Below are 22,767 nucleotides of genomic sequence, written 5' to 3' on the forward strand. Positions count from 1 at the left end.
CCGGGGCCTACTCGTTTGCAGAGCGTTGGTGGGTCGGTGCGGGCGTTACTTTGGAATGCCCGCAGTCCCATCCAAGCGGAAATGCGGGTGTCCCCCGACGCTCTGCTTCGCTTGGGAGGATTTTGATACCGTTTTGAGCTCATGCAGGTAATTGGCCTTGAACGGGTTGCTTGCGTACAGCGATGAAGTCGGCGGCCGTTTTTTGCCCCTGCAAATAAAAAAGGCGGCCAGTGGCCGCCTTTTTCGTGTCTGACTGTCCGTCTCTTAGTCGAGCCGGCCGCTGGCGTGGGCCAGCATGGTGTAGACCTTGCCGGTGTCCGACGTCAGGTACGTCTGGCCGAGCATGTTGTCGCGGTCGTTGCGCGATACCTGGGCCAGGAGCTGCTCGAAGTCTGCCACATACCGTTCGACGGCAGTGCGGAACTCCGGATCGCGAGAGTACTTCTGACGGATTTCGTCGAAGGTCTGCTGACCCTGCAGTGTGTAGAGGCGGCGGGTGAACACGTGGCGTTCGCCATTGCGGTAGCGGTTCCACAGATCGACGAAGGTTTCGTGATCGATGGCGCGGGCAATGTCGACCGACAGCGAGTTGAGGCTTTCAACCGTGTGCAGCGGCGTGCGGCTCATGTCCGTGTCCGAACCGGCATCGTCGTCGCGCGAGGCGCGGCGCAGCAGGTCGGCAACCCAACCCTTGCCACCGGAACTGGTGGTTTCGGCAGGGGCCGGCTGTTGCCGGCGAGTGGTGACCGGTGCCGGACGCGGTTCGCTTGCCGGAGCGCTCTGCTGACGGGCAGGGGCTGCCGGCGCATAGTTCACCGGAGCCTGCTGCTGCGGGGCAGGAGCAGGAGCGGCGCTTGCCACTGTTGCCTGAGCCTGCGGCCGGGAGATGTCGAGCGCGTTGGACTGCTTGGCGACAATCTCGGAGAGTTCCGTCAGAGCGCGGATCTGCTCGTTGACCACCTTGCGCAGCGCTGCGGAAGATTCTTCCGCTTCTTCCGGCAGGTTCAGGACACCCTGTTTCAGTTCGCTGCGGGTTGCTTCCAGCTCGCGGTGAACGTCGCGGGCAACATCGCGCATCCGGGCGGCCGCATCGTTGAAGCGATCGGACGCTTCGGTAACGGTGCGGGTCATCTCGGCGATGATGTCGTCCTGTGCGGAGCGGATAGCTTCGCGGGCCTTCTGGCCTTCCATGCCTGCCGTGAGGCGCATGGATTCGAACTGCTCGGACACTTGCTTGGATGCTGCTTCAGCCGCCGCGGACAGCATGTTGGCTGCATCGCGTGCCTTGTCGTCTGCTGTTTCCAGCGTTTCGGACAGGGTCTTGGTGAAGGAGCGCATGAGCGTGTCGACGGCTTCGGTCTTCGCCAGAAGCGTGTCCGCAACGTCCTCGATTGCGGTCCGGCGCTCGGAGACACGGCTCTCGACGGAGCGGTTGGTGTCTTCAAGGTGACGGGCTGCCTTGGTCAGTTCCTCCGACTGGTCGCCGAAGCGGCCGGTGAGGTTCTTGATGTCCGCCAGCGTGGTGTCCGTCACATCGCGCAGGTTTGCAACCTGTTCGGTGATGAGGGCCGTGGTGGAGTTGGTTTCCGAAACCGCCCGGTCGACGGCAGAGCGGAACTCGCCGGCGCGGCGGGCCAGGTTGCCTTCAACCTCGTTGAGGTTCTCGCCCGCAGTCGCGACGATGCCCTGCAGGTTGCTGTTGGACGTCTCGATCTTGTTGAGGATCTCGGTAACGTCCGCTTCCAGCCGACGCTTGGTGTCGGTGAGCAGGGTGGTTGCCTGTTCGCTGCGCTCGTTGATGCTGGCGACGATACGGTCGCCGGCTTCCACCAGCGAGCGGGTCGCGTCGAGGCCGGTATGGGCGAATGTATCGGTGACATCGCGGCCCTTGACCGTGATGGCTTCCAGGATCGCCGTGTGGACCTCGGACAGGCGTCCGGTAAGGTCGTTGGCACGCAGTTCGATGGCGCTGATGAGTTCGTTGCCGTCGGTGCCGACGATCTTCGCCAGCTCGCCGGAACGGGCGCCGAAGGCTTCGTTGAGCGCGGTTGCCTTGTCCAGCAGTTCGTTGGCGACCTCGTTGCCGCGGCCGACCAGAAGATCTGCTGCTTCGGTAACGGCGCTGTTGACGCGGGCACGAACCATGCCGGCTTCGCTCGACATCTGGCCGCGGATTTCCTCCAGCGTTTTCGCCAGTGTCATGCGGGCCTGCTCGCTTTCGGCGGACAGGTTGCCGGAGATTTCGGCAATCAGGCCGGACAGTTCGTTGCGGACCTTGTCGCTTTCGCCGGTCAGAGACCCGGAGAACTCCGCCAGGGTGCCAGCGTAGAGTGTACGGGCCTTTTCGCTTTCGGCGGCCATGGCGCGGGCGGCATCGCCAACCGCGCTGAGCACCAGCTCGCGGATCTTGCCGCTTTCACCGGACATTGCGCCGGTAGCCTGGCTCATTGCAGAGGTAACCGCATCGGCTGCCTTCTGGCTTTCGCCAACCAGGACGCCGCGAGCTTCGCCCACGGAGCCCAGGACGATCTGGCGCATGCGATCGCCTTCGCCGGAGAGCTTCTCCGTCGCCTGGCTGAGAGCACTGTCGACGATTTCGACCGTACGATTGCGTTCGTCGGAGAGGGTCTGGACAGCGGCGGTGACCGCTTCCTGAACCACATCACGCAGACGCGTGCTTTCGGTGGAGAGCGTTGCTCCGGCTTCGGAGATAACGGCCGTGAGAATGTCACGGGCACGCTCGCTCTCGCCGGTGAGGGTGCCGGAAATGCTTTCCAGACGCTCGTTCAGCAGCGTTTCCAGCTGGGTGGCGCGGCTGTCGAGAGTTTCGGCAACCTCGAACACCTTGGCACCCAGGGAGACGTTGATCTCGGCGATCCGCTCGGACAGGGATTCCGTCAGCTGCTCGCTCTGCTTGCCCAGCACGCTGCCGGCTTCCGCCAGACGGTTGTCGAGGGCAGAGGTCATCTCGTCCTGACCGTCGACAAAGGCCTTGGCGATTTCCTTTGTGCGGGAAATCAGGGTTTCGGAGATCTGGCGGGCACGTGCATCGAGGGTCTCGTCGATCCGGTCGGTCCCGCTGGTCATGGAGGCGGAGATCAGCTCGGCCTTGTCAGCCATTGCAGACGTTGCTGTATCAACGCGCTGCGACAGGGACTGTCCGATTTCCTCGGCGCGTTCGGCAAGGGTGTTGCCGGCCGCTTCGATGCGCTGACCAAGCTGCAGCGTGATGGCGTCGGAACGGTCCGCAAGTACATCGGTGATGTTGCGGGTCTTTTCCTCCAGCGCATCGCTGATGCCGGTGGTGCGGTTCTCGATGGCATCGGACAGGATCTGCGTACGGGCTTCCAGGGTTGCCTCGAAGGCCGCGGTCCGCTGATCGAGCGTCAGGTCCAGGGTGTTGATGTGGCTGCCGAGAGAGGAGTCCATCGTGGAGATCCGCTCGCTGAGCGAGCTGTCCATCGACGAGAGGCGATGCTCAAGCGAATTGTCCAGCGTGCTGATGCGATCTGTGAGGGTGGCGTCCATCAGAGCGTAGCGCTGTTCCAGCGAAGCATCCATGGTGCCGATCCGCTCGCCAAGGCCCGCATCCATGGTCGTGAAGCGATGCTCCAGAGAGCTGTCCATGGTGGCGATACGGTCGGTCAAGGTCGTGTCGATGGCGGTGTAACGCTGTTCGAGGGTCGCATCCATGGTGGCGATACGATCGGTCAGGGTCGTGTCGATGGCGGTGTAACGCTGCTCGAGGGTCGCATCCATGGCCGCGATACGGTCGGTCAGGGTTGCATCGATTGCCGAATAGCGCTGGTCGAGCGATGCATCCATTGTCGCGATGCGATCGCCCAGAGAGGCGTCCATGGAGTCGATACGGGTAGCGAACGTCGTGTCCAGCGTGGACAGGCGTGAATCCAGCGCTTCGGACAACAGCAGGGTCTTGGTGTCGAAAGCGTCGATCAGCTGGCCGCCGCGATCGGTGACGATGGTTTCCAGCTCGGTGAGGCGGCTCGACAGGCCGTCCTGCAGCGCCTGGCCACGTACTTCCAGAGTTTCGGCGATCTTGCCGCTGATCTGGTTGATGTCGCCGGCGACACGGTCGCCGCGGCTGCCGATGAGTTCGGCAAGCTGGGTTCCGGTTTCCGCCAGTTTCTGGGTAAGTGCTCCGGTCTGGTCGCCGAGGCTCGCGGAGAATTCGCCGGAGACGCTTTCCAGGGTCTCCCGGAAGCCAATGGTCTGCTGTTCCAGGATGGTGGCCATCTCGTTGCTGCGGGCAGCCAGACGTTCGTCCAGTTCGCTGCCGTTGATGGAGATGGCGGTGTAGATACGTTCGGAGATATTGTCGAGTTTCTCGGCCAGCTCACCACCGCGAACGGAGATGGTCTGGGTGAGGGACCCTGCGGTTTCGTCGAGCTTGGAGGCGATTTCACCGCCGCGCAGCGACAGATCGACCACAATGCTCTCGCCGGTGCCACGCAGGATTTCCGCAACTTCCGTAGACCGGCTGGACAGGGTCTCGACGATTTCCGCACCCCGGATCGAGATGGTGTCGGTAACTGCCTGGCCTTTTTCGGAAATGCTCTCGACCACACGGTTGCCGGTCTCGGCAAGGGACTCGTCCAGCGTGGTGACGCGGTTGTCGACGGTTGCCACCAGTTCCTCGGTGCGCGAGGTGATGGTGTCGATGAGACGGCCGGAGGTGAGCGACAGGTTGGCGTTGATTTCCTCGCCGCGCGCCGTGATCACTTCGCCAACGTTGTTGCCGGTCGTTTCCAGGGTGAGCCGGAACTCGTCCGCCTTTTCGCTCAAGGTGTTGATCACCGAGTTGCTGGAAGTTGCCAGGGTCTCGTTGATCGTCGTGCTGCGAGCGGACAGGGTTTCCACGAACGTGTTCGCGGTGTCCGCGAAGCGTTCGTTGACCTCGTTGCCACGTGCCGTGAGCGTTTCCCACATGGTGGAACCGGTTTCCGCCAGGCTGTCGACCAGATCGTTGCCGGTAGACGAGAGGCGGGCAACATAGTCTTCCGCGCGGACCGTGAGGCTGTCGACCAGTTCATTGCCGGAGGCGTTCAGCGTTGCACCGAGAGACTCGATGCGGCTGTCGACGGTGGATGTGAGTTCTTCAACACGGCTGTTGACCGCATCGATCATGCGCTGGGTAGCATGGTCCACGGTGCTGCCGAGTTCACCGGAGGTGCTGGAGAGCTGTGAGGCGAAGCTCTCATGGGCACCGGCGATGGTTTCGCGCACGCGCTCGGCGTTCATGACGATGGACTCGCGCTGGCTGATCAGTTCGTCGATCAGGGCGCGGATCTTCAGTTCGTTGTCATTATAGGAGCGTTCCAGCGAAGACACTTCGTTATGGACAAGGACTTCCAGCTCGCTGGCGCGCGCGATCGCGCGTTCGATGCCGTCGCCCATGGCGGCGACTTCGCGGCGGATGGCCTGGCCAACGCTGAGGATGCTTTCCTTGGCCATGTCTTCCGGTTCGGCAAGACGCAGGGCCACTTCGGTCATGCCACGGGCGACAATGCGCATTTCCTGCGCGCGCCAGATCATCATTGCCATGACGAAGAAGAAGATGATCGGAACGACGATGCCGACGACGGCCAGGATCATTTCAGGAGAGCTGAGCAGCGTCTGGGGATCGGTCAGCGATCCGACCTTGTCGGGGAACGCTGTCATGAAGAGGCTGCTGCCAAGCGCGGCCCAAAGGGCGCTGAGGGCGAGGGCGCCCCAGAACGGCGCTGAAGACGGACGGCGCTGCAAGGAGTAGATCAGGTTGCCGATGTTCCGGCGATCATCGTTGGCTGCCGGCGGGCGTCCGCCGCGGCCACGGCGTCTTGACTGATGCTGCTCTTCGCGCTGGGACTGGCCTCGCGTTTCCCCCTGGGACCGGCGTGCCGGTTCCGCCTGGGCAGGGCTAGCCTCTGCCGCGGAGGTTGTTTCTGTGGTATCCGGGCCGCCGAAATCAAGTTTCAGGGCTTCTTCAACTGCTGAGAGAGCCGCTTCTGCCGGATCTTTCGCCTTTGTCGGATTTGCCATTTAGGGTCGCCTCACATCCGTACTCATTACACACCGGTAATCGTGCAGAGCCGCTGGCGCAGCTCCTTACAGTTATCTACCGGATGCGTCCTCGTTGCGAGCGTTGCCCAGCTGTGGCAACGCCGCAAAACCTGTTCGTGCGAGAGGGCCGCCGCTGACCGACCGTGAACTTTCCGTTCGACGGTACACTCCCCACCTTGCCGCATCAGTAACTGTAATGGCACAATCTCTCCTAACGAACAAGAAACGGCAATAGCGTGAGTCACTTAGGGGGCGGATTGGATGCCGGATTCAAAGCAGGTTGACGCATCGGCAGATGCTGAAAATACGGTTCTGGAAGTTACTCTCAAAGCGGGAAAGTTGACGGCTGCGCAAAAGCGGTGGTTGCAAAAAGGGCTCGGGCAGGCGGGAGGCAAGCTGCCTCTGTTCGATGACAACGGCCGGGAAATTCCGGCGCGCACAATCCGCTCCTGTATCGATGCAGGTTGGGCAGAGCCTTGGTTTTCCAACCCAATCAAGCCCGACTGGCTGGTCTGCAAGCTCACGCCCGCCGCCATCGAAGCACTTTCTGCAAGTCAAAAAGTCAAAAAAAGTTAACGGCGAATCAGATCATTAAAATTTTAGCGATTCAGGAAATCGGCGGAAACGCAAGGACTTTTTTAATCCTGTTTCGTAACCTGCGTTAAAACGCATTAACCATGAAATCAATTTTTTGGGGACATGGGCCGAAAGGGACGGTTTGAGCAACCGGTTTAACCGGGTGTTTGGGCTTGGGGCGCATTGTTGTGGCTCTACAGCTTGCGGCGGGGTGCCGTCAGGCAGGTATCGAGTAATGTGGAGCACCCTTATGGCCCCTTCTTCCATGGCCCGCGTCGCCGGACGCGCCGGTCCGGAGGCACCGATCGATCTGGTGCAGCTGGCAACCAATACGCTGGGTAACCGGGATCTAGAAGTGCAGGTCCTGCATCTGTTTAAGTCACAGTCCATCTCGACGCTTGAGCGGTTGAAACAGGAAACCGACAATTCCGTTCGCCTGGATCTCGTGCATACACTGAAAGGGTCTGCCCGGGCCATCGGCGCGGAGCGGGTCGCGATCGTTTGCGAAAATCTGGAAGGCAAGATGCGCTCGAGCACCGATACGGCCACCGAAGGCCTGATTGCGGCGGTCGATGAGGCAAACCGTTACATCCGAGACCTTCTGGAAGGTTGAAGGACAGACCCCGCCCAGGACGGGGAGAGGCAGATTGCCGCGTGGAAATGGCACGGTCCTTGACCTTTTGCCGTAAATCTTTATGTCGTGCTTCGAAGACCCGCAAATTCAGGCTTGGACGCGACATATGCCGAAAATCACATTTGTTACCGCCGATGGAACCCGGACCGACGTTGACGCCGCTGAAGGCTCTACGGTGATGGAAAACGCCATCAAGAACATGGTCCAGGGTATCGAGGCGGAATGCGGCGGTGCTTGCGCCTGCGCTACCTGCCATGTTTACGTAGATGATGCCTGGAGCGGCAAGACCGGATCTCCGGAGCCGATGGAAGAGGACATGCTCGACTTTGCCTACGACGTGAAGCCGACCTCGCGCCTGTCCTGCCAGATCAAGGTGACTTCCGATCTCGACGGCCTTGTGGTGCATGTGCCTGAGCGGCAGGCCTGATCAGGTCAGTTCAGACAGGATTTCAAACAAAACGCCCGCCGGATCACTCCGGCGGGCGTTTTGTTTTGTCCAGGTACAGAGTTTACTCTGCAGGTTGGGCAGAAGGCTTGCGGTACCAGAAGTCGACTTCATGGCCTTCTTCCGGATTGCTCGGGATCAGGGTTGCCAGCACAAGGCTGACCAGGGCCATGGCAGCGCCGGCCAGGAAGACCGCAGCCGGGGACACCAGCCAGATGAAGCCGAATACCACCGGGATGAACACCGCGGCGATGTGGTTGATCGTGAAGGCGACACCGGCGGTGGGGGCAATGTCGGCAGGATCGGCGATCTTCTGGAAGTAGGTCTTGATGGCTATGGCGATCGCGAAGAAAGCGTGATCGATCACATAAAGGCTGGCCGCCAGTGTCGCGTTGGTGACGAAGGCATAGCAGATGAACACCAGGACCAGGCCGACATACTCCAGAACCAGCGCCTTTCGCTCGCCGAAGCGAACAATCAGTTTTCCGATCTTGGGTGCCAGCACCATGTTGAAGGCGCCGTTCAGGAGGAACAGGCCTGCAACTTCGTGAACGTCATAGCCGAAGCGTTCAACCATCAGGAAGCCGGCGAATACCGTGAAGATCTGCCGCCGCGCACCAGCCATGAAGGTGAGGGCATAATAGAGCCAGTAGCGTTTTCTCAGGATCAGCTTCTTGTGCTGCGGCACGCCTTCACGGAAATGCGGATAGGCGAAGATCAGGAAAACAAGAACGACCAGTGTCAGCCCACCGGCAATGGCGAAAACCACCGTGAAGGACAGTTCGAACATCTTCCACGCCAGGAAGATGACACCATAGGCGATCAACTGGGCGAAGGCGCCAACGGCCAGGATCTTGCCCATGCTTGCAGCGGCCGTTGCCTTGGGCAGCCATTGCAGCGACAGCGACTGCGCCATCGTCTCGTAGTAATGGAAGCCGATCGACATGATCAGCGTCGTTACATAAAAGCCGATCGCGGTCGGAAAATAGCCCGTGACGGCAACGCCGACGCCCAGGAGCAGCAGCGACACATAGGCGAGCGTCTGCTCGCGCATCATCAACAAGAGATAGACCGCAAGGAAGCTCAGGAAGCCCGGGATCTCCCGGATCGATTGCTGAATGCCGATCTCCCGGCCGGTGAAATCCAGCTCCTGGACGGCGAAGTTGTTCATCAGGTTCCACCAGGCAGCAAAAGAGAGCTGCATGGCACCTGCCATGATCATAAGGAGAACCACAGGAGACCGCCAGCCGGTCGCCTCGTTCGGGTGAGCATTCTGGGTGAAGTAAGACATTGTGTGGCCGTGGAAAAAGAAAACGTTCGGCAGTGTTGCGAGCCGTTTCTAACGCCAATTGGGGTTTGCGTGTTAGCGCTGTTTTGTCATGAGATGTTTCCGACACGCCAAATTCTGGCTGGTGCTGCGCTAGGCATCCGGTAATAAGGCGAAATTATCCTTGTTAATCATGGCTTGGCGCAGGGAAAGCCTTTCACCTTTCCGGCAGGAACTGGGCATAGTTGCCGCGATTGTGCTGCGTTGCCGGGTCCTCTGGTGCTATTGGCCCTCTGTGCAATATCGGGGTGAAGGTATACGATCCGGCGCATGAGCATTCATCCCGAACTTGCCGAGTTTCCGAAAGAGGCTGTCGCCGCGCCGATTATCGGATACGCGCGGACCCAGTTGCAGGGCCGGAACAATGGCTGGCATTCGCATGATGCAGCGCAGCTCTTCCATGTGATCAGGGGATCGATTGCCATCGACACGGAGATGGGCACCTATTTCGTGCCGCCCGAGCGGGCGGTGTGGTTGCCGCCCAGGGTCAGCCACCAGACCCGGTATCTGACCGACACGGAGCTGCGTTACATTTATGTCCAGTATGATTACACGAGGGATCTGCCGCAAACACCGCAGGTGATGCAGGTGACGACCCTGCTCAGGGCACTCATTCTCGAATTCATGTCCTATCCGCGCTCCGAGACGGACAAGGGACCGGCGGCACGGATCGCCGCGGTAATCCTGGATCAGCTGAAGATGCTGCCGGTTGCCCCCCTGCAACTGCCGATGCCGCAGGACGCCCGTCTGCGCGAACTGTGCGAAGGCGTCGTCCGATGCCCGGCACATATTCCCTCGCTCAGCGAGGCCGCGGACCGGTGTGCGACTTCCGTGCGTTCTTTCGAGCGGCGCATTAAAGCGGAGACGGGGCTCAGCTACCGAACCTGGTGCCGCCAGGTGAAACTGTTCCGGGCTCTGGAGTTGCTGGCGTCCGGGCGAAGCGTTTCCGACGTCTCCCACAAGCTCGGTTACGAGGGGCCGAGTGCCTTCGTCTCGACCTTCAAGAAGGCCTTCGGCGTGACACCCGGCCGATACTTTGACGGTGTCGAAGCCGATTGATCCTTGTCATGGCGGTGCATCTCTTCCGGGCGCACAAAAAGTCGACCTGATTTTTTGGGGAGACAAGACATGTTCAAGAAAATCCTCGTTCCCGTTGACCCGGCCGAAAGCGGCTTTGCCACGGAGGCGCTTGCCAAAGCCTCGCAGTTTGCCCGCGACTATGGCTCCAAGATCCACCTGATGGCCGTTTGCCCGGAAGTTCAAAGCTTCGTGGCGAGCCAGCTTCCGGAAGGCTGGCAAAAGCGGGAATTCGAGGAAACCGCGAAAATCCTCGACAAGATCGCATCTGATCTGGACGTTCCTGAAGGCACTGTCGATGTGACCGTGCGTATGGGGTCGGTGTATCATGAAGTGATCGAGGAAGCCGAAAAGGCGAATTGTGACCTGGTGCTGATGACATCGCACAAGCCCGGCCTGTCGACCTACTTCATCGGCTCGAATGCCGCTCACATTGTCCGTCATGCACCGTGTTCGGTCATGGTGCTGCGCAGCTAGAGCGACAAGCCGCGATCAGGTTGTTCGATGCTGTAGGGCCTTGAAAGGTCGATCGGCTCGTGAACCCCAGCCGTCAGCCATTGCGCGTCAGCAACATGGCGACGGCTGCATAACGGAAGGGGTAGAGGCTGGTGTCAGCCTTCAGGCGGTCTTCGGCCCTTGCAAAGATCCGGTTGATCAGATCCTTCCGTGATGGGCTTTCAGGCAGGGCGGCGCGCAACACCGCTTCGGTGAAGGCGCGGAAGAAATTGACATAGTCGCGGGCATAGCGGTCAAGATCGCCGTCCTGCTTGAAGCGGTCGACGAACGGGACCGCAATTTCGTACTCCATTGACCGGTCGAGTGAATAGAGGCCGGCAGCTCCATATGTATCGTTGGTGACCGGGCCTGCAAGTTCTTGCAGGTCTCGCATGTACACCGGCTGGTAATAGCGGTCGTAGACGTCCCTGCTGATGTCTCCGGCCTCGACGAAGTCCAGAACCGCGTCGTTCAGAAGATCATAAAGGCCATCACAGGTTCGAGCCGGTCCCTTGGAGCCAAACACCTGGACCAGCAGCTTGCCACCTGGAACCAGCTCCCTTGCGCGGACGGTGAGGAAACGGGCGATATCGTTCTTCGCCTGTTCGGCAAAGGCATGCCGGTCTTCTTCGGAAACATAACCGTTTGCCCGTGCCACACTTGGGCCGTTGGGAAGGATATAGCCGGGCAACCTGTCGACGGGACGGCAGGAGAGAAAGCCGATGGCGTTGAAGGTGGTGGCAAGGTGCAAGCTCTGCGGCGGGTAGAGCTGATCGTACATCGAGCCACCGATTGCGGCCGAGTAAACCCTCTCAGACCCGAAGACCGAGCCGCCATCCGGTCTGAGGCTGCGGAAAAGTTCAGAAAAGTCGTTTGTGGGAAGGTCTGAATGGATGGTCTGGATCGGCCGTTCGGTGCGTGCAAGCAATGCCGGGAGGGCGTGTTTCATGACGGCAACAGAATTACGGCCTTCCGAGCAGCCGTAGTCGGCAATGCCAACGGGACCGCTACCCTCAACCGGCAGGCTCGCAATCGCCTCTTCAACGAGTGGCAATATCTTTTCGATGGCAGACCATTGGGCAGCCGAGTTGGCGTTGTAAAATCCTCCGCCGGACATGCCGGTGGTGGTTGCGTGGGAAACAGGTTGCGCGAAAGGGTGAACGGGTTTTGGGGTCGGTTCCATGTGTTCCCTTTCTGCGCCTTTTGTGCGGAAAATCTACCTGGCCAGTTCCTTCATGGCGTCCGTCAGACCTTCGACGGTCATGGGAAACATGCGGCCTTCCATGAGTTCGTTCAACATCTGGATGGAATGCGTGTAGTGCCAGTGTTCCTGCCGAACCGGGTTCAGCCAGACCGCGCTCTTGTAAAGCCCGGTGATCCGCTGCATCCAGTCGGCTCCGGCTTCCTCGTTCCAGTGCTCTACCGAGCCGCCAGGGTAGGCAATCTCGTAGGGGCTCATGGACGCATCGCCGACAAAGATGATCTTGTAGTCGGCAGGGTACTTGTGCAGCACGTCCATCGTCGGCATGCGCTCGGTATGGCGGCGGCGGTTTTCCTTCCAGACATACTCGTAAAGGCAATTGTGGAAGTAGAAGTGTTCCATCACCTTGAATTCGGAACGTGCGGCTGAAAACAGCTCCTCACAGACCCGGATATGATCGTCCATCGACCCGCCGATATCGAAGAACAACAACACATTGACCGCGTTGTGGCGTTCCGGCCGCATCTTGATGTCCAGAAGGCCCTTGTGGGCTGTTGCGCGGATGGTGTCATCGAGGTCCAGTTCTTCAGCAGCACCCGTTCGTGCGAAGTTGCGCAGTCGCTTCAGGGCGACCTGGATGTTGCGGGTGCCTAGCAACTGGGTGTCGTCGAGATCCTTGAATTCGCGCTTGTCCCAGACCTTGACCGCACGACGGTGCCGGCTTTCGTGCTGGCCGATGCGCACACCTTCCGGATTGTAGCCATAGGCACCGAACGGCGACGTGCCGGCTGTCCCGATCCATTTGTTGCCGCCCTGGTGCCGCTTTTGCTGCTCCTTGAGGCGTTCGCGCAGGGTCTCCATCAGCTTTTCAAAGCCGCCGAGTGCTTCGATCTGGGCCTTTTCCTCTTCACTGAGATGCTTTTCCGCCAGGCGGCGCAGCCATTCCTCCGGTATCTCGGTGGTGGCAACCTCGCTCATGAGGTCGAGCCCCTTGAAGACGTGGCCGAAGACGCGGTCGAACTTGTCCAGGTTGCTCTCGTCCTTCACCAGCGTGAGCCGGGCGAGATAGTAGAAATCCTCGACGCTCTTTTCTGCCAGATCCTTATCCAACGCTTCCATCAGCGTCAGATATTCGCGGAGCGAGACCGGGATGCCGGCCGATTTCAGTTCGGTGAAGAAGGTAATGAACATGTGCGAAAGGTAAGTTCCCGGCAGTTGCCTGTCGAGGGGTCAAAAAGGACGCTTCGACAGGAGTTTGCGAAGCAGCTTGCCACTTTTGCGAAAGGGCGCCGTCATCTTCCAGGAAGACGAGGCGAGGATTGCGTCGTAACGGCGTTTCTGCAGGTCGAGTTCGGCCTGCAATTCTCGGATCTTCCCCTGCTGGGCGGAAATCGTTTGCGTCTGCCGGGCCGCGTTGTCCGCATGCTGCCGGCTTTCGGACCTGAGGTGTTTGATCAGCATTTCATTGCAGCTGGTCTGGAAATCCTGCCTTTCCGCCGGATCGGCAAACCTTTGCATCAGCGCCATCATTTCACCCTGCCTCTCGGCAAGCGACATGTCCTGACGGTGCACGGCGGAAGGCTTGATGCATTGAACCGTGGGCCGTGTTGCAAAGGTGAAGTCCGGGCGTGCCAGGAACTTCCGCCACATGAAGAGGTCGGTCCAGAAGTCAGGTGGTGCCGGGCTCCAGCCGACATCCAGAGACCGATAGGCCTCAAGGGAATAGCCAACCGTCGACGGGCCGAAGAAGTTCCAACGCGTCTCCAGCATCTTGCGGCGCGTGTCCGCGTCCGACAGGTGTCCGATATGAACCTTGAACGTCCCGTCAGGCAGAATTTCAGCCTGAAGCAGATTACCGAAGTCGCAGGTTTGCAGCAGGCGGCCCAGTTCCGACAGATGTTCGGGAAACCAGATGTCGTCATCGCCGATCTGGGCAACAAATTTGCCGTTTGCCTGCTTGAGAGCCGTGTCCCGATGAGCTTCGCCGTGCCGTTCTCCCTTGGGGAAGGAAAAAACACGGATCCTCTCGTCACGCCCAGCCAACTTCTCCGCTTCCTGCACGGTCTCTTGGGGCGCGCCGTCACAAACGATGAACAGTTCGAAATCTTGCAGGGACTGGCCCAGAACACTTTCGACGGCGAAAGGCAGAAGCGCGGGAGGTCTGTTGACCGGCAGCAGGACGGTGAAGCGCGGATGGGTCACGGCAATCCTGCGAGCGCTCTGAGTTCGGCAATGCGCCTGACGATCAATGCGCCTTCTGCAGCCGAGGACTTTGGAGCAGCCCCCCCTTCCAGGTGCGCGACGAATGCTTCCAGTTCGGCCAGAAGAGGCATTTTCGTGCCAACCTCGATTTGCTGAGGCTTCTGGCCGTGATCTCTCGGAGCAAGGAGAATGCGATCGTCATAGGATGAGGCCAGTTGGGCCACCGCCTTGCTGCCGATCACGACGGCGGAGCGTTTTGGGGCCGGATGGAGGGAAGAGATCTCCATGGTGACGGTGAGCGGTTCCCCATCGTTTTGAAGACGGGCAATCAGGTCCTCACCACCCAGGCCCGGGATCTGGGCGATCGCCGAATGAGCCTTGGGCAATGTTCCCAGGATTTCGAGTGCGATCGAAAGATCATGCGGCATCAGGATCCAGAGGCTGTCGACATCCTTGTGAGGATTGCCCCAGCCGAGCCGATAGGTGCGCACCGCTTCGATCTGGCCCAGAGCGCCGGATTTTGCCAGTTCCGCAAGTTTCAGAATGCCGGGATGATAGCGCCACTTGTCCATGACGAAGAGACGTTCCTGCAGCGTATCGGCAAGTCTTTGCGCCGTCTGTGCGTCGTTGGTGACCGGTTTCTCGCAGAAGATCGGCCGGTTCCGCGGTGCAAGTGCGTCGATGCAGGCTGCGTGAAGCACTGTTGGTGGCGCAATGACATATCCCGCGCAGTCAGGAAGCTTGGCAGCGCTATCGCACACCGAAGCGGCTCCGACCTCCCGGGCTGCGTTCTGGCTGTCCGAACCGGGCACCGCCACATGCACGTTTACACCCAAGCTGCGCAGATCGCGAAAGATGAGCTTTCCCCACCGGCCAAAGCCAACCAGACCGATATCAGTCATGGCTGTGTCCAACAGCCGGCGATGTGAAATTGCAGGTGACTGCGTAATCAGGCATTGGCGTCCGCATAGAATTTAACAATCATCTGCGAATAGTTGTCGGCTGTTCTGTCTCTATCGGAAAGGACAGGGTCCTTCGTTGGCCAAGACAGGTTCAGTTCCGGACAATCGAACTTGCAGCCCAATTCGTCCGTCGGGTCAAAGTAGGTGGAAACGGAATAAAGATGCGTCGCGGCTTGCGGAAAATAAAATCCGTGGCAAACACCCGGCGGAATTGAAACAGCTCGTCTGTTTTCCGCTGAAAGATCGAGAAACTGCGATGTTCCAATGGTTGGGCTGTCGCGGCGTATGTCATGCAGACCAAGCAGCATCTTTCCGGACAGGACCATCAGATAATCGTAGTGATCCTTGTGCACGTGAACACCGCGCAATGTGTCTTCTTTCGAGGTGACGATGTTCCACTGGATCGACTTGAAACCGGTGAGCCAGGTCTCCCGGTAGATTTCGGTGAAACTGCCGCGATCATCGATGTGCGAAACCAGGTCATGGACAATCACGCCTTCAATTGACGTTTCTTCGGTTTTCATCGAATTGCCTGACCCCAACGACCGTTTTTCTCGCGCAAGCTTCGCGGCCCATCCGGACCAAGGGACAGACTAACAGGTTTCACGACGATGTGGAGGCCAGCATCGGAACGGCGTTTGAGGGAAGGGGGCTTTCCCAAGTCCTCAAAAACTGATCTTGGCGCCCAGGCGAACCGATGCGGATAGTGTATCGGCGCTGTCGTAACCGCCTTCTATTCCGGCGAGAAATTTCGTGCCGTCATTGACCTGCCACACGGCATCGGCTGCCGCAAAACCGCGGAGCACCGCATCGTCGTCGTCGACTGACAGGTTCAAGGCAGCTCCCTGCAGGGTGCCGTCGACACTGTCGTTTAGCGTGAAGATGCCGTCGATACCCGCATTCGCACTGAGATAGAGCGTGCCGCCATTCTGGACGATGGGGGCATGATCGTAGGTCGCCTGCGCGCGCAGTTCCAGAACGTGCAGCGACCGGCCGGAAACCGAAAGGCCGGTTGCGCTTTCATCGGCGTCGCCCGTTTGCCAGAGACCCGAGTAGCGCACACGAGCGCTGGGTGTCAGCGTACCCTCACTCAGGGCGAAGGCATGGCCGAGACGCGCGGAGGGCGTGACGTAGACATAGTCGTAGTCGATGGAAAGGTCCTGCAGGCCACCGACAACCATGTTGTTGAGGACGGTGACGTCTTCATCGCTCTTCAGGTAGCCGCCGAGAAGGCTGAATTGAGCAAAGGTCGCCTGCCAGGAGCGGCTGAGATAGCCACCGGCGTGGATGCTGTAGCTGGAGGCCGAGTGAATGTCGCCGTCGCTGGTCGTCCTGCCGATGGTGAAACCACCGGCAACACCGGCGGCAAGCCCTTCGGCGAATGTCTTCTCAGCCCCGGCAGTGATGCCGCCGAATGTATGGTCGAACCCGTCGCTGCCTTGCCTGGAAAGAACACCGCCGAGAGGCGTAACCCAAAGAGCGGTGGCGTTTTGCTCTTCCGGAGCCGGACCGTTGGTTGCGACGAAAGACGTGCTGCCCAGTCGATTGAGGTCCATCTGCTGTTCAAGGCTGCCGGTGACAGCGCGCGTCATGGTGTTGAAGGTCTGGGCAACCGTGTCCAGCCGGAAATCGTCCGGATTGAGGATGGTGATCGTGTTGCCGTTGGTCGCTGAAGTGAGGCCTGCCGTCGTCAGCGTTCCCGGGATGCCGCTGAAGGTCAGGATCGCCGTTCGCCCGGCCGCGTAGTTCAGGGTTGCGGTGGTCGGATCGGTAAAGGTCAGAACACCCTGAAGTATGGTGCCATGGTTCAGGCTAACGGTTGCATCAGAACCATCGACGTAGATCGAGGAACCGTTGCTGCTGTAGATCTCGCCGGAATTGGTGATCGTGACATTGTCGCCGTCAACGGCAATGCCATGTCCGACATCGTCATGATCTCCGGAAATCGTGCCAGTGTTACGTAGCGTGCCGCTGTTGGAAATGGTGACATCGTCGCCATTGGATTCGATCGGGTTGGCGTCTTCCCCAGAAACAGTAATCGTGGCCGAGTTAGTGATCGCGGCGCGGTCACCGTCATTGTCGATGCCGTCTGCCAGCGTACCGGACATGGTCATCACACCGGTATTGATCAGGATGACATCGTCGCCGTCGCTGTCGAAGCCGTCTGCGTCCTCGCCAGTCGTTGTAATCGTTCCGGTGTTGGTTATCTTCGCGTCGTCTTCATCGGTGTCGATGGCATAGGCGTCGTCACCTGTCGTGGTGATCGTGCCTGAGTTCAAGACGGTCGGACGGTCGCCCTCGGCATTGATGCCATAGGCAGCTTCTCCGGTCGTGGAAATCGTGCCGGAGTTGGTGATGTCCGTGTCCGCACCAAGCGACAAGATTGCATCGGATTCCTTGCCCGTTGTGGTGATGGTACCCGAGTTGGTGACCGTGAAATCGTCCCCGTCACCGGCAATGCCGAAGGCACGGCTGCCGGTAGTGGTTATGGACCCGTTGTTGTGAACGGTGGCGTCGTCTTCGTTCGACCCAATACCGGCAAAATTAGGTGTGCCAATGGTTGTCTTGGTGACTGTGATGGTGCCGTTGTTGGTTGCTGTCTGGTCGTCGTTGTCCAGAACGAGGCCATCCTGATCGGTAACGTCGATGGTGCCGCCGCTCTCGACTGTGCCGGTATCGCCAACGTCCGTCAGTGTCTGTGTTGTGGTGACCGTGGTGCCTGAGCCGATGGTAATGTCACCGGCAAGGCCTTTTTCCGGACCAAGCAAAACCAGGGCGCAACTACAAAGCAGAAAAGCCTTGAGTTGGCGGCGATGCTGAAGGGCGGATTTCGTCTGGATTGGCAACGGCCTGTCGCTACACAAGTTAACGTCTCACCTGGCTATTATTGTTGTATTCCGAGGAAGACGCCACTGCTCGTCCGCAGAAACCTTAACGAATGAAACGTTTATGTGTCATCGGTAGAAATAGCAATCGGTTTGGTTACGTTGTGCGCGTAACCATGCCGTGTATTATTTTAAATCTAAACTTTAAGACTTGTCAGCCGGGTCTTCTTTTTTGGCAAACGAGACAAGCTCACCCATGAAGTCCGAGATGGTCGGGCCAGTGCCGGCCACGAACGGTGCCGGTCTGCAGACTGCAATTGCTGCAATGCCGATGCGGGCAGTGAGCAGTCCATTGACCACGCCTTCGCCCAGGCGGGCGGAAAGTCGAGCCGCCAGACCGTGACCCAGCACCTGCGAGGCAAGGCTGTCGCCTGCTGCCATGCCGCCGGTCACTGCCAGATGTGCCATGACGTGTTTTGCGAGGCGCAAGAAGCCGAGTGTGCCGGGTCTCCCGCCGTAAAGGGCGGACAGGCGCCGGATCGTGCGCAGGTTCTCAAACAGGACCGCCAGCAGATCGACCAGTGCCCGTGGGCTGACGGCCGTGACGATGGAAACGCGTTTTGCACTGTTCATCACGATGCGCCGGGCTTCCAGGTCGAGCGGGCTGAGCAGATCGCGTTCGGCCAGTTTCACCAGATCCCGGCCGTCGATGACTTCCCGCATATGCCCCGCCAGCGCCTTGCGGCCCTGGGCCGTTTCGGGACGGTCCTTGTAGAGTGTGAGCAGTTCCTTCAGGCCGACTGATGCCGCCTTCGCGTCATCTGCTTCGGCGGCGCTCTGCAGCCGGTCGCGCAGGTGGTCTATTCGGCCGAGGCGCATGAGGCCCGCGATCTCGCGAATGACCAGGCCGAGCAGGCCAAGTGCCGCCAGAACGGCAAGAGCCACACCCAGCCATCCCAGCCAGTCGGTCCGGGCAAAGAGATCCCGTATCAGGCTGTCGACCGCAAGGCCGACTGCCAGCGAGACGAGGCCGGACAGGCCGATCATCAGCCACTTGCCGAACCGAAATCCGGATCTGGGAGTGCTGGCGGCGCGGGGAAGGCGAGGTTCCTCGTCGTCAATGAAGGCCTGGGTGACCAGGGCTTCGCCGGCCGAGGGCATCCTTGTTTCGTCATCGGTCATCCGCACCTTGGAATCATCGAGACGGAAGGCGGTCGGTTTGCGATTGGACGGGGGCTGGGAACCGGTCATGCCAGGCGATCTCCGATCAGGAATTCCAGGGCGCTGTCAAGCCGGATATGCGGCAGAGACAAAGTCAGGCCTTCTGCGGTCTTGTCGAGTTCCGGCGGCCGGAACCTCAGGAACTGAAGGTCTGCCTGAGCGGTTTGAAAGCTTGCTCGAAGTGCTTCAGAAACTGAGTCAGCTTGTCCAAAAAGTGATTCAGGGTCGTCCGGCAAGTCACCGGGAAACATGGCGATTTCGGTTTTTCCGTCGTAAGTGTCACCGTTCAGCCGTTCGCCCGGCAACGGTGTTCCAAGGATCGCAGGCAGAGCTTCGCCGCGATGTTTGACCGTCGCCTCACGCGTCGCACGGACCGCAGCCATGGCCAGCACCTCGACCTCCGCACCCTTGAATGTTGCCTTCTCTTCTGCTCGGGCAACCAGTCTCTTCAGGATCAGCTCCAGTCGGTCGTGATCCGATCTGTGCAGGTGATCTGCCTTGGTCGCCGCGAACAGGATGCGGTCGATCCGTCGCGACAGGATGGAGGACAGCCAGCTGCGTTTGCCCGGCCGGAAAGCTCCGAGAACTTCGGTGAGGGCAGTTTCCAGATCGGCAATCGCGTGCGGCCCTGCGTTCAGGGCATGAAGGACATCGACCAGCACGATCTGGCGGTCGAGGCGCGCGAAGTGATTGCGGAAGAACGGACGCACAACGTGGGTCTTGTAGGCCTCGTATCGCCGCTCCATCATCGCCCGCAACGTGCCTGTCCTGGCCGGGGCTGCGTCTGCCGGAATGTCCAGCGGTGCGAAGGTCAGGGCCGGGGAGCCGTCGAGATCCCCGGGCATCAGGAAGCGCCCCGGGGGAAGCATGGACAGGGCGTGGGCGTCGGCTCTGCAGGCAGCCAGATAGGTTTTGAACTTTGCCGCCAGCTCTTGTGCCGCCGGTTCGCTTTCCTCCGCGTTCGCATCCGTAGCGGCCAGGATCTTCAGAAACGGCGCGGCGATGTCCGCCCGGTTTTCCGCCCGGGCGCGCCGCATTGCCTCGGCGGAGAAGGTGGCAAAGTCCTTGCCGAGAAGCGGCAGATCCAGCAACCACTCGCCTGGATAATCGATCAGGTCGAGATGAAGGCGGCCTGGACCAAGCTTGCGGTGGAAGTAGGAGGCGCTCTCATAGTCGATGGTCAGGCGCAGCTCGGAGACCTGACGGGTCGATTCCGGCCAGATACGCTCACTCACCAGGGCACGCACATGCGCTTCATAGTCGAAGCGCGGCACGGCGTCGTCAGGTTGCGGCTGAAGTCTTGCGCCGGTCATTCTGTGCCCGGAAGCGGCGCTGAAGAGCGGCAGGCGGCCACCATGAACGAGGTTGTGCACAAGGGCGGTCAGAAAGACGGTCTTGCCTGCGCGCGCAAGTCCGGTCACGCCCAGCCGGACGCTCGGCACTGCCAGATCGGTTGCCGCATCGGCAAGATTGGCCAGTGTCAGCCGGGTTTCTTCTGCAAGTGTCGTCAATGGGTTCACAAGGGCCTCCAGCGCGTTCATGTAGGCGCAGGCGGGAACAAGTACAATCCGGGACTCGGCTGATGCTCTAGTCGAGGTCTTCCTTCAGGTCCCGTGGTTTGACGAAACGTTCCAGATGGCCGGTCTTCGGCTGCAGCTCCGACCAGTCGGCAATGTCGAAATCGATCACGGCAAGAGCGCCAGTCGGAAACTTTTCCTGAATATCGGCAATCGCGTCGCTGGATGCTGTGCCGCTGAGGCTCAACGCCGTATCCTCGGTTGCCGGGTTATGGCCAATGACCATGAGGTTCTGGGCCCGGCCACCATAGCGGCGGATCAGCCCGACATAGTCGTCTTCGCTTTGCTGGTAGAGGTCGGACACAAGGTGGATCTGTGTTTCCTGTGTGAGGGTCGGCAGAAGTCGGGCCAGGGTTTCCCGGGTCCTCTGTGCAGTAGAGCACAGGATCTGGTTGGGCTGCAGGCCCTGTTCCTTCATGTAGCGGGCCATCTTGACGGAGGCGGTCTTGCCGCGGCTGTTCAGAGGCCGGTCGATGTCGGCCAGGTTCGCGTCGCCCCAGTCTGATTTAGCGTGTCTGAACAAAAGGAGCCGCATTGTCTTTCCTGGTTCCTTGAAAGTGGAAAGTGTGCCGGCGGGTCAAAAGCCGGACTGCCGGTCAGTTCTGGTTGGCAAGCGCCATGGTGAAGGCGGTTACTGCCGGTCCGATCTCCACTTCCTGAGTCGGCAGCGTGTAGGACAGCCACAATGTATAGTCCGATGTGGCACCGGAAAAGTACCACATCGTTTCGCACAGGCTTGTCGGCGTCCAGTTGCGGGTCCGGAACGAGATACCGGAGGCGGCAGCGCCCGTCAGCTTGATCGGTTCGAATCCGGCTGCCTTGTAATTGCGGGAAAATGTCAGCGCTTCGCGGCGGCCGGTGCCCTGCAGGTGCTTGCGCAGGACAGCGGTAATGCCGTCGCGGCCGGTGTAGATGCATCCCGCCTGGCTGACGGCATCACCCTCCATCACCTTGATGCGGTAGTAATCGCCGATCATGTCGGGGCAGCGCAGGCCGGTGAAATGGCGCAATCCGCCGACATCGCTTTGCCAGCCTGCGTCCTTTTCGGGAGGCACTTGTGCGATAACAGGCCCGCTCGCCGCTATCGGCAGCGTGAGCATCGCCAGCACCAGAAGAGCGGTGGCCTGTTTCACCAAGTCAGTCTCCTTGTCACCCCGACCCGAAGATCGCGTTTTGCCCGGTCAGCCGCCCGGGCGCTCAGCCTCGACCAGCTTTCACGTTGAGGCAGGTCCGGATCTTCAGGACCGTTCCCGCCGCGCCATGAATGCCAGGCGTTCGAACAGGTGCACGTCCTGTTCGTTCTTCAACAGCGCGCCATGCAGCGGCGGTATCAGTTTGGAGCTATCTTGTTGACGAAGGGTTTCAGGATCGATGTCTTCGTTCAGCAGCAGCTTGATCCAGTCGATCAGCTCCGAGGTCGAGGGCTTCTTCTTCAGTCCGGGGACGTTGCGTACGTCATAGAAGAGGCGCAGTGCCTCCGACAGAAGCCGTTGCTTGATGCCGGGAAAATGCACTTCAACGATTTCCGCCATGGTATCGGCATCGGGGAACTTGATGAAATGGAAGAAGCACCGGCGCAGGAAGGCGTCGGGCAGGTCCTTCTCGTTGTTTGATGTGATGATGACCACCGGGCGCTGCTTTGCACGGACGGTTTCACCGGTCTCGTAGACGTGGAACTCCATGCGGTCGAGTTCCAGGAGAAGATCGTTCGGAAACTCGATATCGGCCTTGTCGACTTCGTCAATCATCAGAACCGGCCGCTCTTCAGCGTCGAATGCTTCCCAGAGCTTGCCCTTGCGGATGTAGTTGTTGATGTCCTTGACACGCTCGTCACCGAGCTGGCTGTCGCGCAAGCGCGAAACGGCGTCATATTCATACAGGCCCTGCTGAGCCTTGGTTGTGGATTTGACATGCCATTCGATCAGCGGGGCTTTCAGGGCGACCGCAACCTGTTCGGCGAGCACGGTCTTGCCGGTGCCGGGTTCACCCTTGATCAGCAACGGCCTCTCCAGGGCGACTGCGGCGTTGACCGCGACCCTCAGGTCTTCCGTGGCAATATAGCTTTCAGTTCCTTCAAAGCGCATTTGGCCGTCCGTTTTTCCTAGGTTGGCCGCAAGGTGGCAGGCCGCGCGCGGCTGTGCAAGCCCGTAAAAGGCAGGAGTGCC

Annotated in this window: 18 protein-coding genes; 5 read left to right on the plus strand and 13 right to left on the minus strand. The window is 60.0% G+C overall.

Features of this window, described 5'->3' with window-relative positions; all coding sequences use genetic code 11:
* Nucleotides 1-264: 264 nt before the first annotated feature.
* Nucleotides 265-6,039, minus strand: a complete 5,775-nt coding sequence (locus ACP90_RS10145; protein ID WP_062488246.1) for an antitoxin — start codon at nt 6,037-6,039, stop codon at nt 265-267.
* Between the two features lie 282 nt (nt 6,040-6,321).
* Between ACP90_RS10145 and ACP90_RS10150 the strand changes: the two genes are divergently transcribed.
* From ACP90_RS10150 to ACP90_RS10160, 3 genes are all read left to right on the plus strand, one after another.
* Nucleotides 6,322-6,636 (plus strand): hypothetical protein, encoded by a 315-nt coding sequence (locus ACP90_RS10150; RefSeq protein ID WP_062488247.1) that lies wholly within the window; start codon nt 6,322-6,324, stop codon nt 6,634-6,636.
* A gap of 250 nt (nt 6,637-6,886) precedes the next feature.
* Nucleotides 6,887-7,249: an Hpt domain-containing protein gene (locus ACP90_RS10155; RefSeq protein WP_208984210.1), complete on the plus strand. Its 363-nt coding sequence runs from the start codon at nt 6,887-6,889 to the stop codon at nt 7,247-7,249.
* Between the two features lie 127 nt (nt 7,250-7,376).
* Complete coding sequence (locus ACP90_RS10160; protein WP_023000672.1) at nt 7,377-7,697, plus strand: 2Fe-2S iron-sulfur cluster-binding protein; 321 nt, start codon at nt 7,377-7,379, stop codon at nt 7,695-7,697.
* A gap of 82 nt (nt 7,698-7,779) precedes the next feature.
* On the opposite strand, the gene ACP90_RS10165 is transcribed toward ACP90_RS10160, so the two are convergent.
* A complete protein-coding gene (locus ACP90_RS10165; protein ID WP_023000673.1) occupies nt 7,780-9,006 on the minus strand; it encodes an MFS transporter in 1,227 nt (408 codons plus the stop codon).
* A gap of 306 nt (nt 9,007-9,312) precedes the next feature.
* On the opposite strand from ACP90_RS10165, the gene ACP90_RS10170 reads away from it, so the two are divergent.
* Entirely contained in the window at nt 9,313-10,101 is a 789-nt protein-coding gene (locus ACP90_RS10170; protein WP_062488248.1) for a helix-turn-helix transcriptional regulator, read from the plus strand.
* A 69-nt stretch (nt 10,102-10,170) separates the two neighbouring features.
* Entirely contained in the window at nt 10,171-10,596 is a 426-nt protein-coding gene (locus tag ACP90_RS10175; protein WP_023000675.1) for a universal stress protein, read from the plus strand.
* Nucleotides 10,597-10,669: 73 nt separating this feature from the next.
* On the opposite strand, the gene ACP90_RS10180 is transcribed toward ACP90_RS10175, so the two are convergent.
* From ACP90_RS10180 to ACP90_RS10230, 11 genes are all read right to left on the minus strand, one after another.
* On the minus strand, nt 10,670-11,797 hold the full coding sequence (locus ACP90_RS10180; RefSeq protein ID WP_062488249.1) for a hypothetical protein: 1,128 nt from the start codon (nt 11,795-11,797) through the stop codon (nt 10,670-10,672).
* A gap of 33 nt (nt 11,798-11,830) precedes the next feature.
* Nucleotides 11,831-13,006: a VWA domain-containing protein gene (locus ACP90_RS10185; protein ID WP_062488250.1), complete on the minus strand. Its 1,176-nt coding sequence runs from the start codon at nt 13,004-13,006 to the stop codon at nt 11,831-11,833.
* Nucleotides 13,007-13,045: 39 nt separating this feature from the next.
* Nucleotides 13,046-14,017: a glycosyltransferase family 2 protein gene (locus tag ACP90_RS10190; protein ID WP_062488251.1), complete on the minus strand. Its 972-nt coding sequence runs from the start codon at nt 14,015-14,017 to the stop codon at nt 13,046-13,048.
* Nucleotides 14,014-14,919: a Gfo/Idh/MocA family oxidoreductase gene (locus ACP90_RS10195; protein ID WP_062488252.1), complete on the minus strand. Its 906-nt coding sequence runs from the start codon at nt 14,917-14,919 to the stop codon at nt 14,014-14,016. The genes ACP90_RS10190 and ACP90_RS10195 overlap by 4 nt, the downstream gene beginning before the upstream one ends.
* A gap of 47 nt (nt 14,920-14,966) precedes the next feature.
* Nucleotides 14,967-15,503 carry a dTDP-4-dehydrorhamnose 3,5-epimerase family protein gene (locus ACP90_RS10200; RefSeq protein ID WP_062488253.1) on the minus strand — a complete coding sequence of 179 codons (537 nt, stop codon included), beginning with the start codon at nt 15,501-15,503 and terminating at the stop codon, nt 14,967-14,969.
* Nucleotides 15,504-15,644: 141 nt separating this feature from the next.
* Nucleotides 15,645-17,747 carry an autotransporter outer membrane beta-barrel domain-containing protein gene (locus tag ACP90_RS10205; protein WP_062488254.1) on the minus strand — a complete coding sequence of 701 codons (2,103 nt, stop codon included), beginning with the start codon at nt 17,745-17,747 and terminating at the stop codon, nt 15,645-15,647.
* Between the two features lie 261 nt (nt 17,748-18,008).
* On the minus strand, nt 18,009-19,055 hold the full coding sequence (locus ACP90_RS10210; RefSeq protein WP_062488255.1) for a TIGR01620 family protein: 1,047 nt from the start codon (nt 19,053-19,055) through the stop codon (nt 18,009-18,011).
* Nucleotides 19,052-20,566 (minus strand): YcjX family protein, encoded by a 1,515-nt coding sequence (locus tag ACP90_RS10215; protein ID WP_062488256.1) that lies wholly within the window; start codon nt 20,564-20,566, stop codon nt 19,052-19,054. The genes ACP90_RS10210 and ACP90_RS10215 overlap by 4 nt, the downstream gene beginning before the upstream one ends.
* Nucleotides 20,567-20,612: 46 nt before the next feature.
* Entirely contained in the window at nt 20,613-21,137 is a 525-nt protein-coding gene (locus ACP90_RS10220; RefSeq protein ID WP_023000684.1) for a histidine phosphatase family protein, read from the minus strand.
* Nucleotides 21,138-21,198: 61 nt separating this feature from the next.
* The gene (locus ACP90_RS10225) at nt 21,199-21,735 is read right to left on the minus strand and encodes a hypothetical protein (RefSeq protein WP_208993496.1); all 537 of its coding nucleotides are present in this window, start codon (nt 21,733-21,735) and stop codon (nt 21,199-21,201) included.
* A gap of 105 nt (nt 21,736-21,840) precedes the next feature.
* The gene (locus tag ACP90_RS10230) at nt 21,841-22,686 is read right to left on the minus strand and encodes a MoxR family ATPase (protein ID WP_062491512.1); all 846 of its coding nucleotides are present in this window, start codon (nt 22,684-22,686) and stop codon (nt 21,841-21,843) included.
* Nucleotides 22,687-22,767: the final 81 nt, after the last annotated feature.

Origin of the sequence: Labrenzia sp. CP4 (assembly GCF_001579905.1) — a bacterium.
In the GTDB taxonomy this organism is placed as follows: domain Bacteria; phylum Pseudomonadota; class Alphaproteobacteria; order Rhizobiales; family Stappiaceae; genus Roseibium; species Roseibium algicola.

Excerpts from the sequence above, each read along its gene's own strand:
- ACP90_RS10145 (WP_062488246.1), bottom strand. The coding sequence starts at position 6,039 with ATGGCAAATCCGACAAAGGCGAAAGATCCGGCAGAAGCGGCTCTCTCA.
- ACP90_RS10150 (WP_062488247.1), top strand. The coding sequence starts at position 6,322 with ATGCCGGATTCAAAGCAGGTTGACGCATCGGCAGATGCTGAAAATACG.
- ACP90_RS10155 (WP_208984210.1), top strand. The coding sequence starts at position 6,887 with ATGGCCCCTTCTTCCATGGCCCGCGTCGCCGGACGCGCCGGTCCGGAG.
- ACP90_RS10160 (WP_023000672.1), top strand. The coding sequence starts at position 7,377 with ATGCCGAAAATCACATTTGTTACCGCCGATGGAACCCGGACCGACGTT.
- ACP90_RS10165 (WP_023000673.1), bottom strand. The coding sequence starts at position 9,006 with ATGTCTTACTTCACCCAGAATGCTCACCCGAACGAGGCGACCGGCTGG.
- ACP90_RS10170 (WP_062488248.1), top strand. The coding sequence starts at position 9,313 with ATGAGCATTCATCCCGAACTTGCCGAGTTTCCGAAAGAGGCTGTCGCC.
- ACP90_RS10175 (WP_023000675.1), top strand. The coding sequence starts at position 10,171 with ATGTTCAAGAAAATCCTCGTTCCCGTTGACCCGGCCGAAAGCGGCTTT.
- ACP90_RS10180 (WP_062488249.1), bottom strand. The coding sequence starts at position 11,797 with ATGGAACCGACCCCAAAACCCGTTCACCCTTTCGCGCAACCTGTTTCC.
- ACP90_RS10185 (WP_062488250.1), bottom strand. The coding sequence starts at position 13,006 with ATGTTCATTACCTTCTTCACCGAACTGAAATCGGCCGGCATCCCGGTC.
- ACP90_RS10195 (WP_062488252.1), bottom strand. The coding sequence starts at position 14,919 with ATGACTGATATCGGTCTGGTTGGCTTTGGCCGGTGGGGAAAGCTCATC.
- ACP90_RS10200 (WP_062488253.1), bottom strand. The coding sequence starts at position 15,503 with ATGAAAACCGAAGAAACGTCAATTGAAGGCGTGATTGTCCATGACCTG.
- ACP90_RS10210 (WP_062488255.1), bottom strand. The coding sequence starts at position 19,055 with ATGACCGGTTCCCAGCCCCCGTCCAATCGCAAACCGACCGCCTTCCGT.
- ACP90_RS10215 (WP_062488256.1), bottom strand. The coding sequence starts at position 20,566 with ATGAACGCGCTGGAGGCCCTTGTGAACCCATTGACGACACTTGCAGAA.
- ACP90_RS10220 (WP_023000684.1), bottom strand. The coding sequence starts at position 21,137 with ATGCGGCTCCTTTTGTTCAGACACGCTAAATCAGACTGGGGCGACGCG.
- ACP90_RS10230 (WP_062491512.1), bottom strand. The coding sequence starts at position 22,686 with ATGCGCTTTGAAGGAACTGAAAGCTATATTGCCACGGAAGACCTGAGG.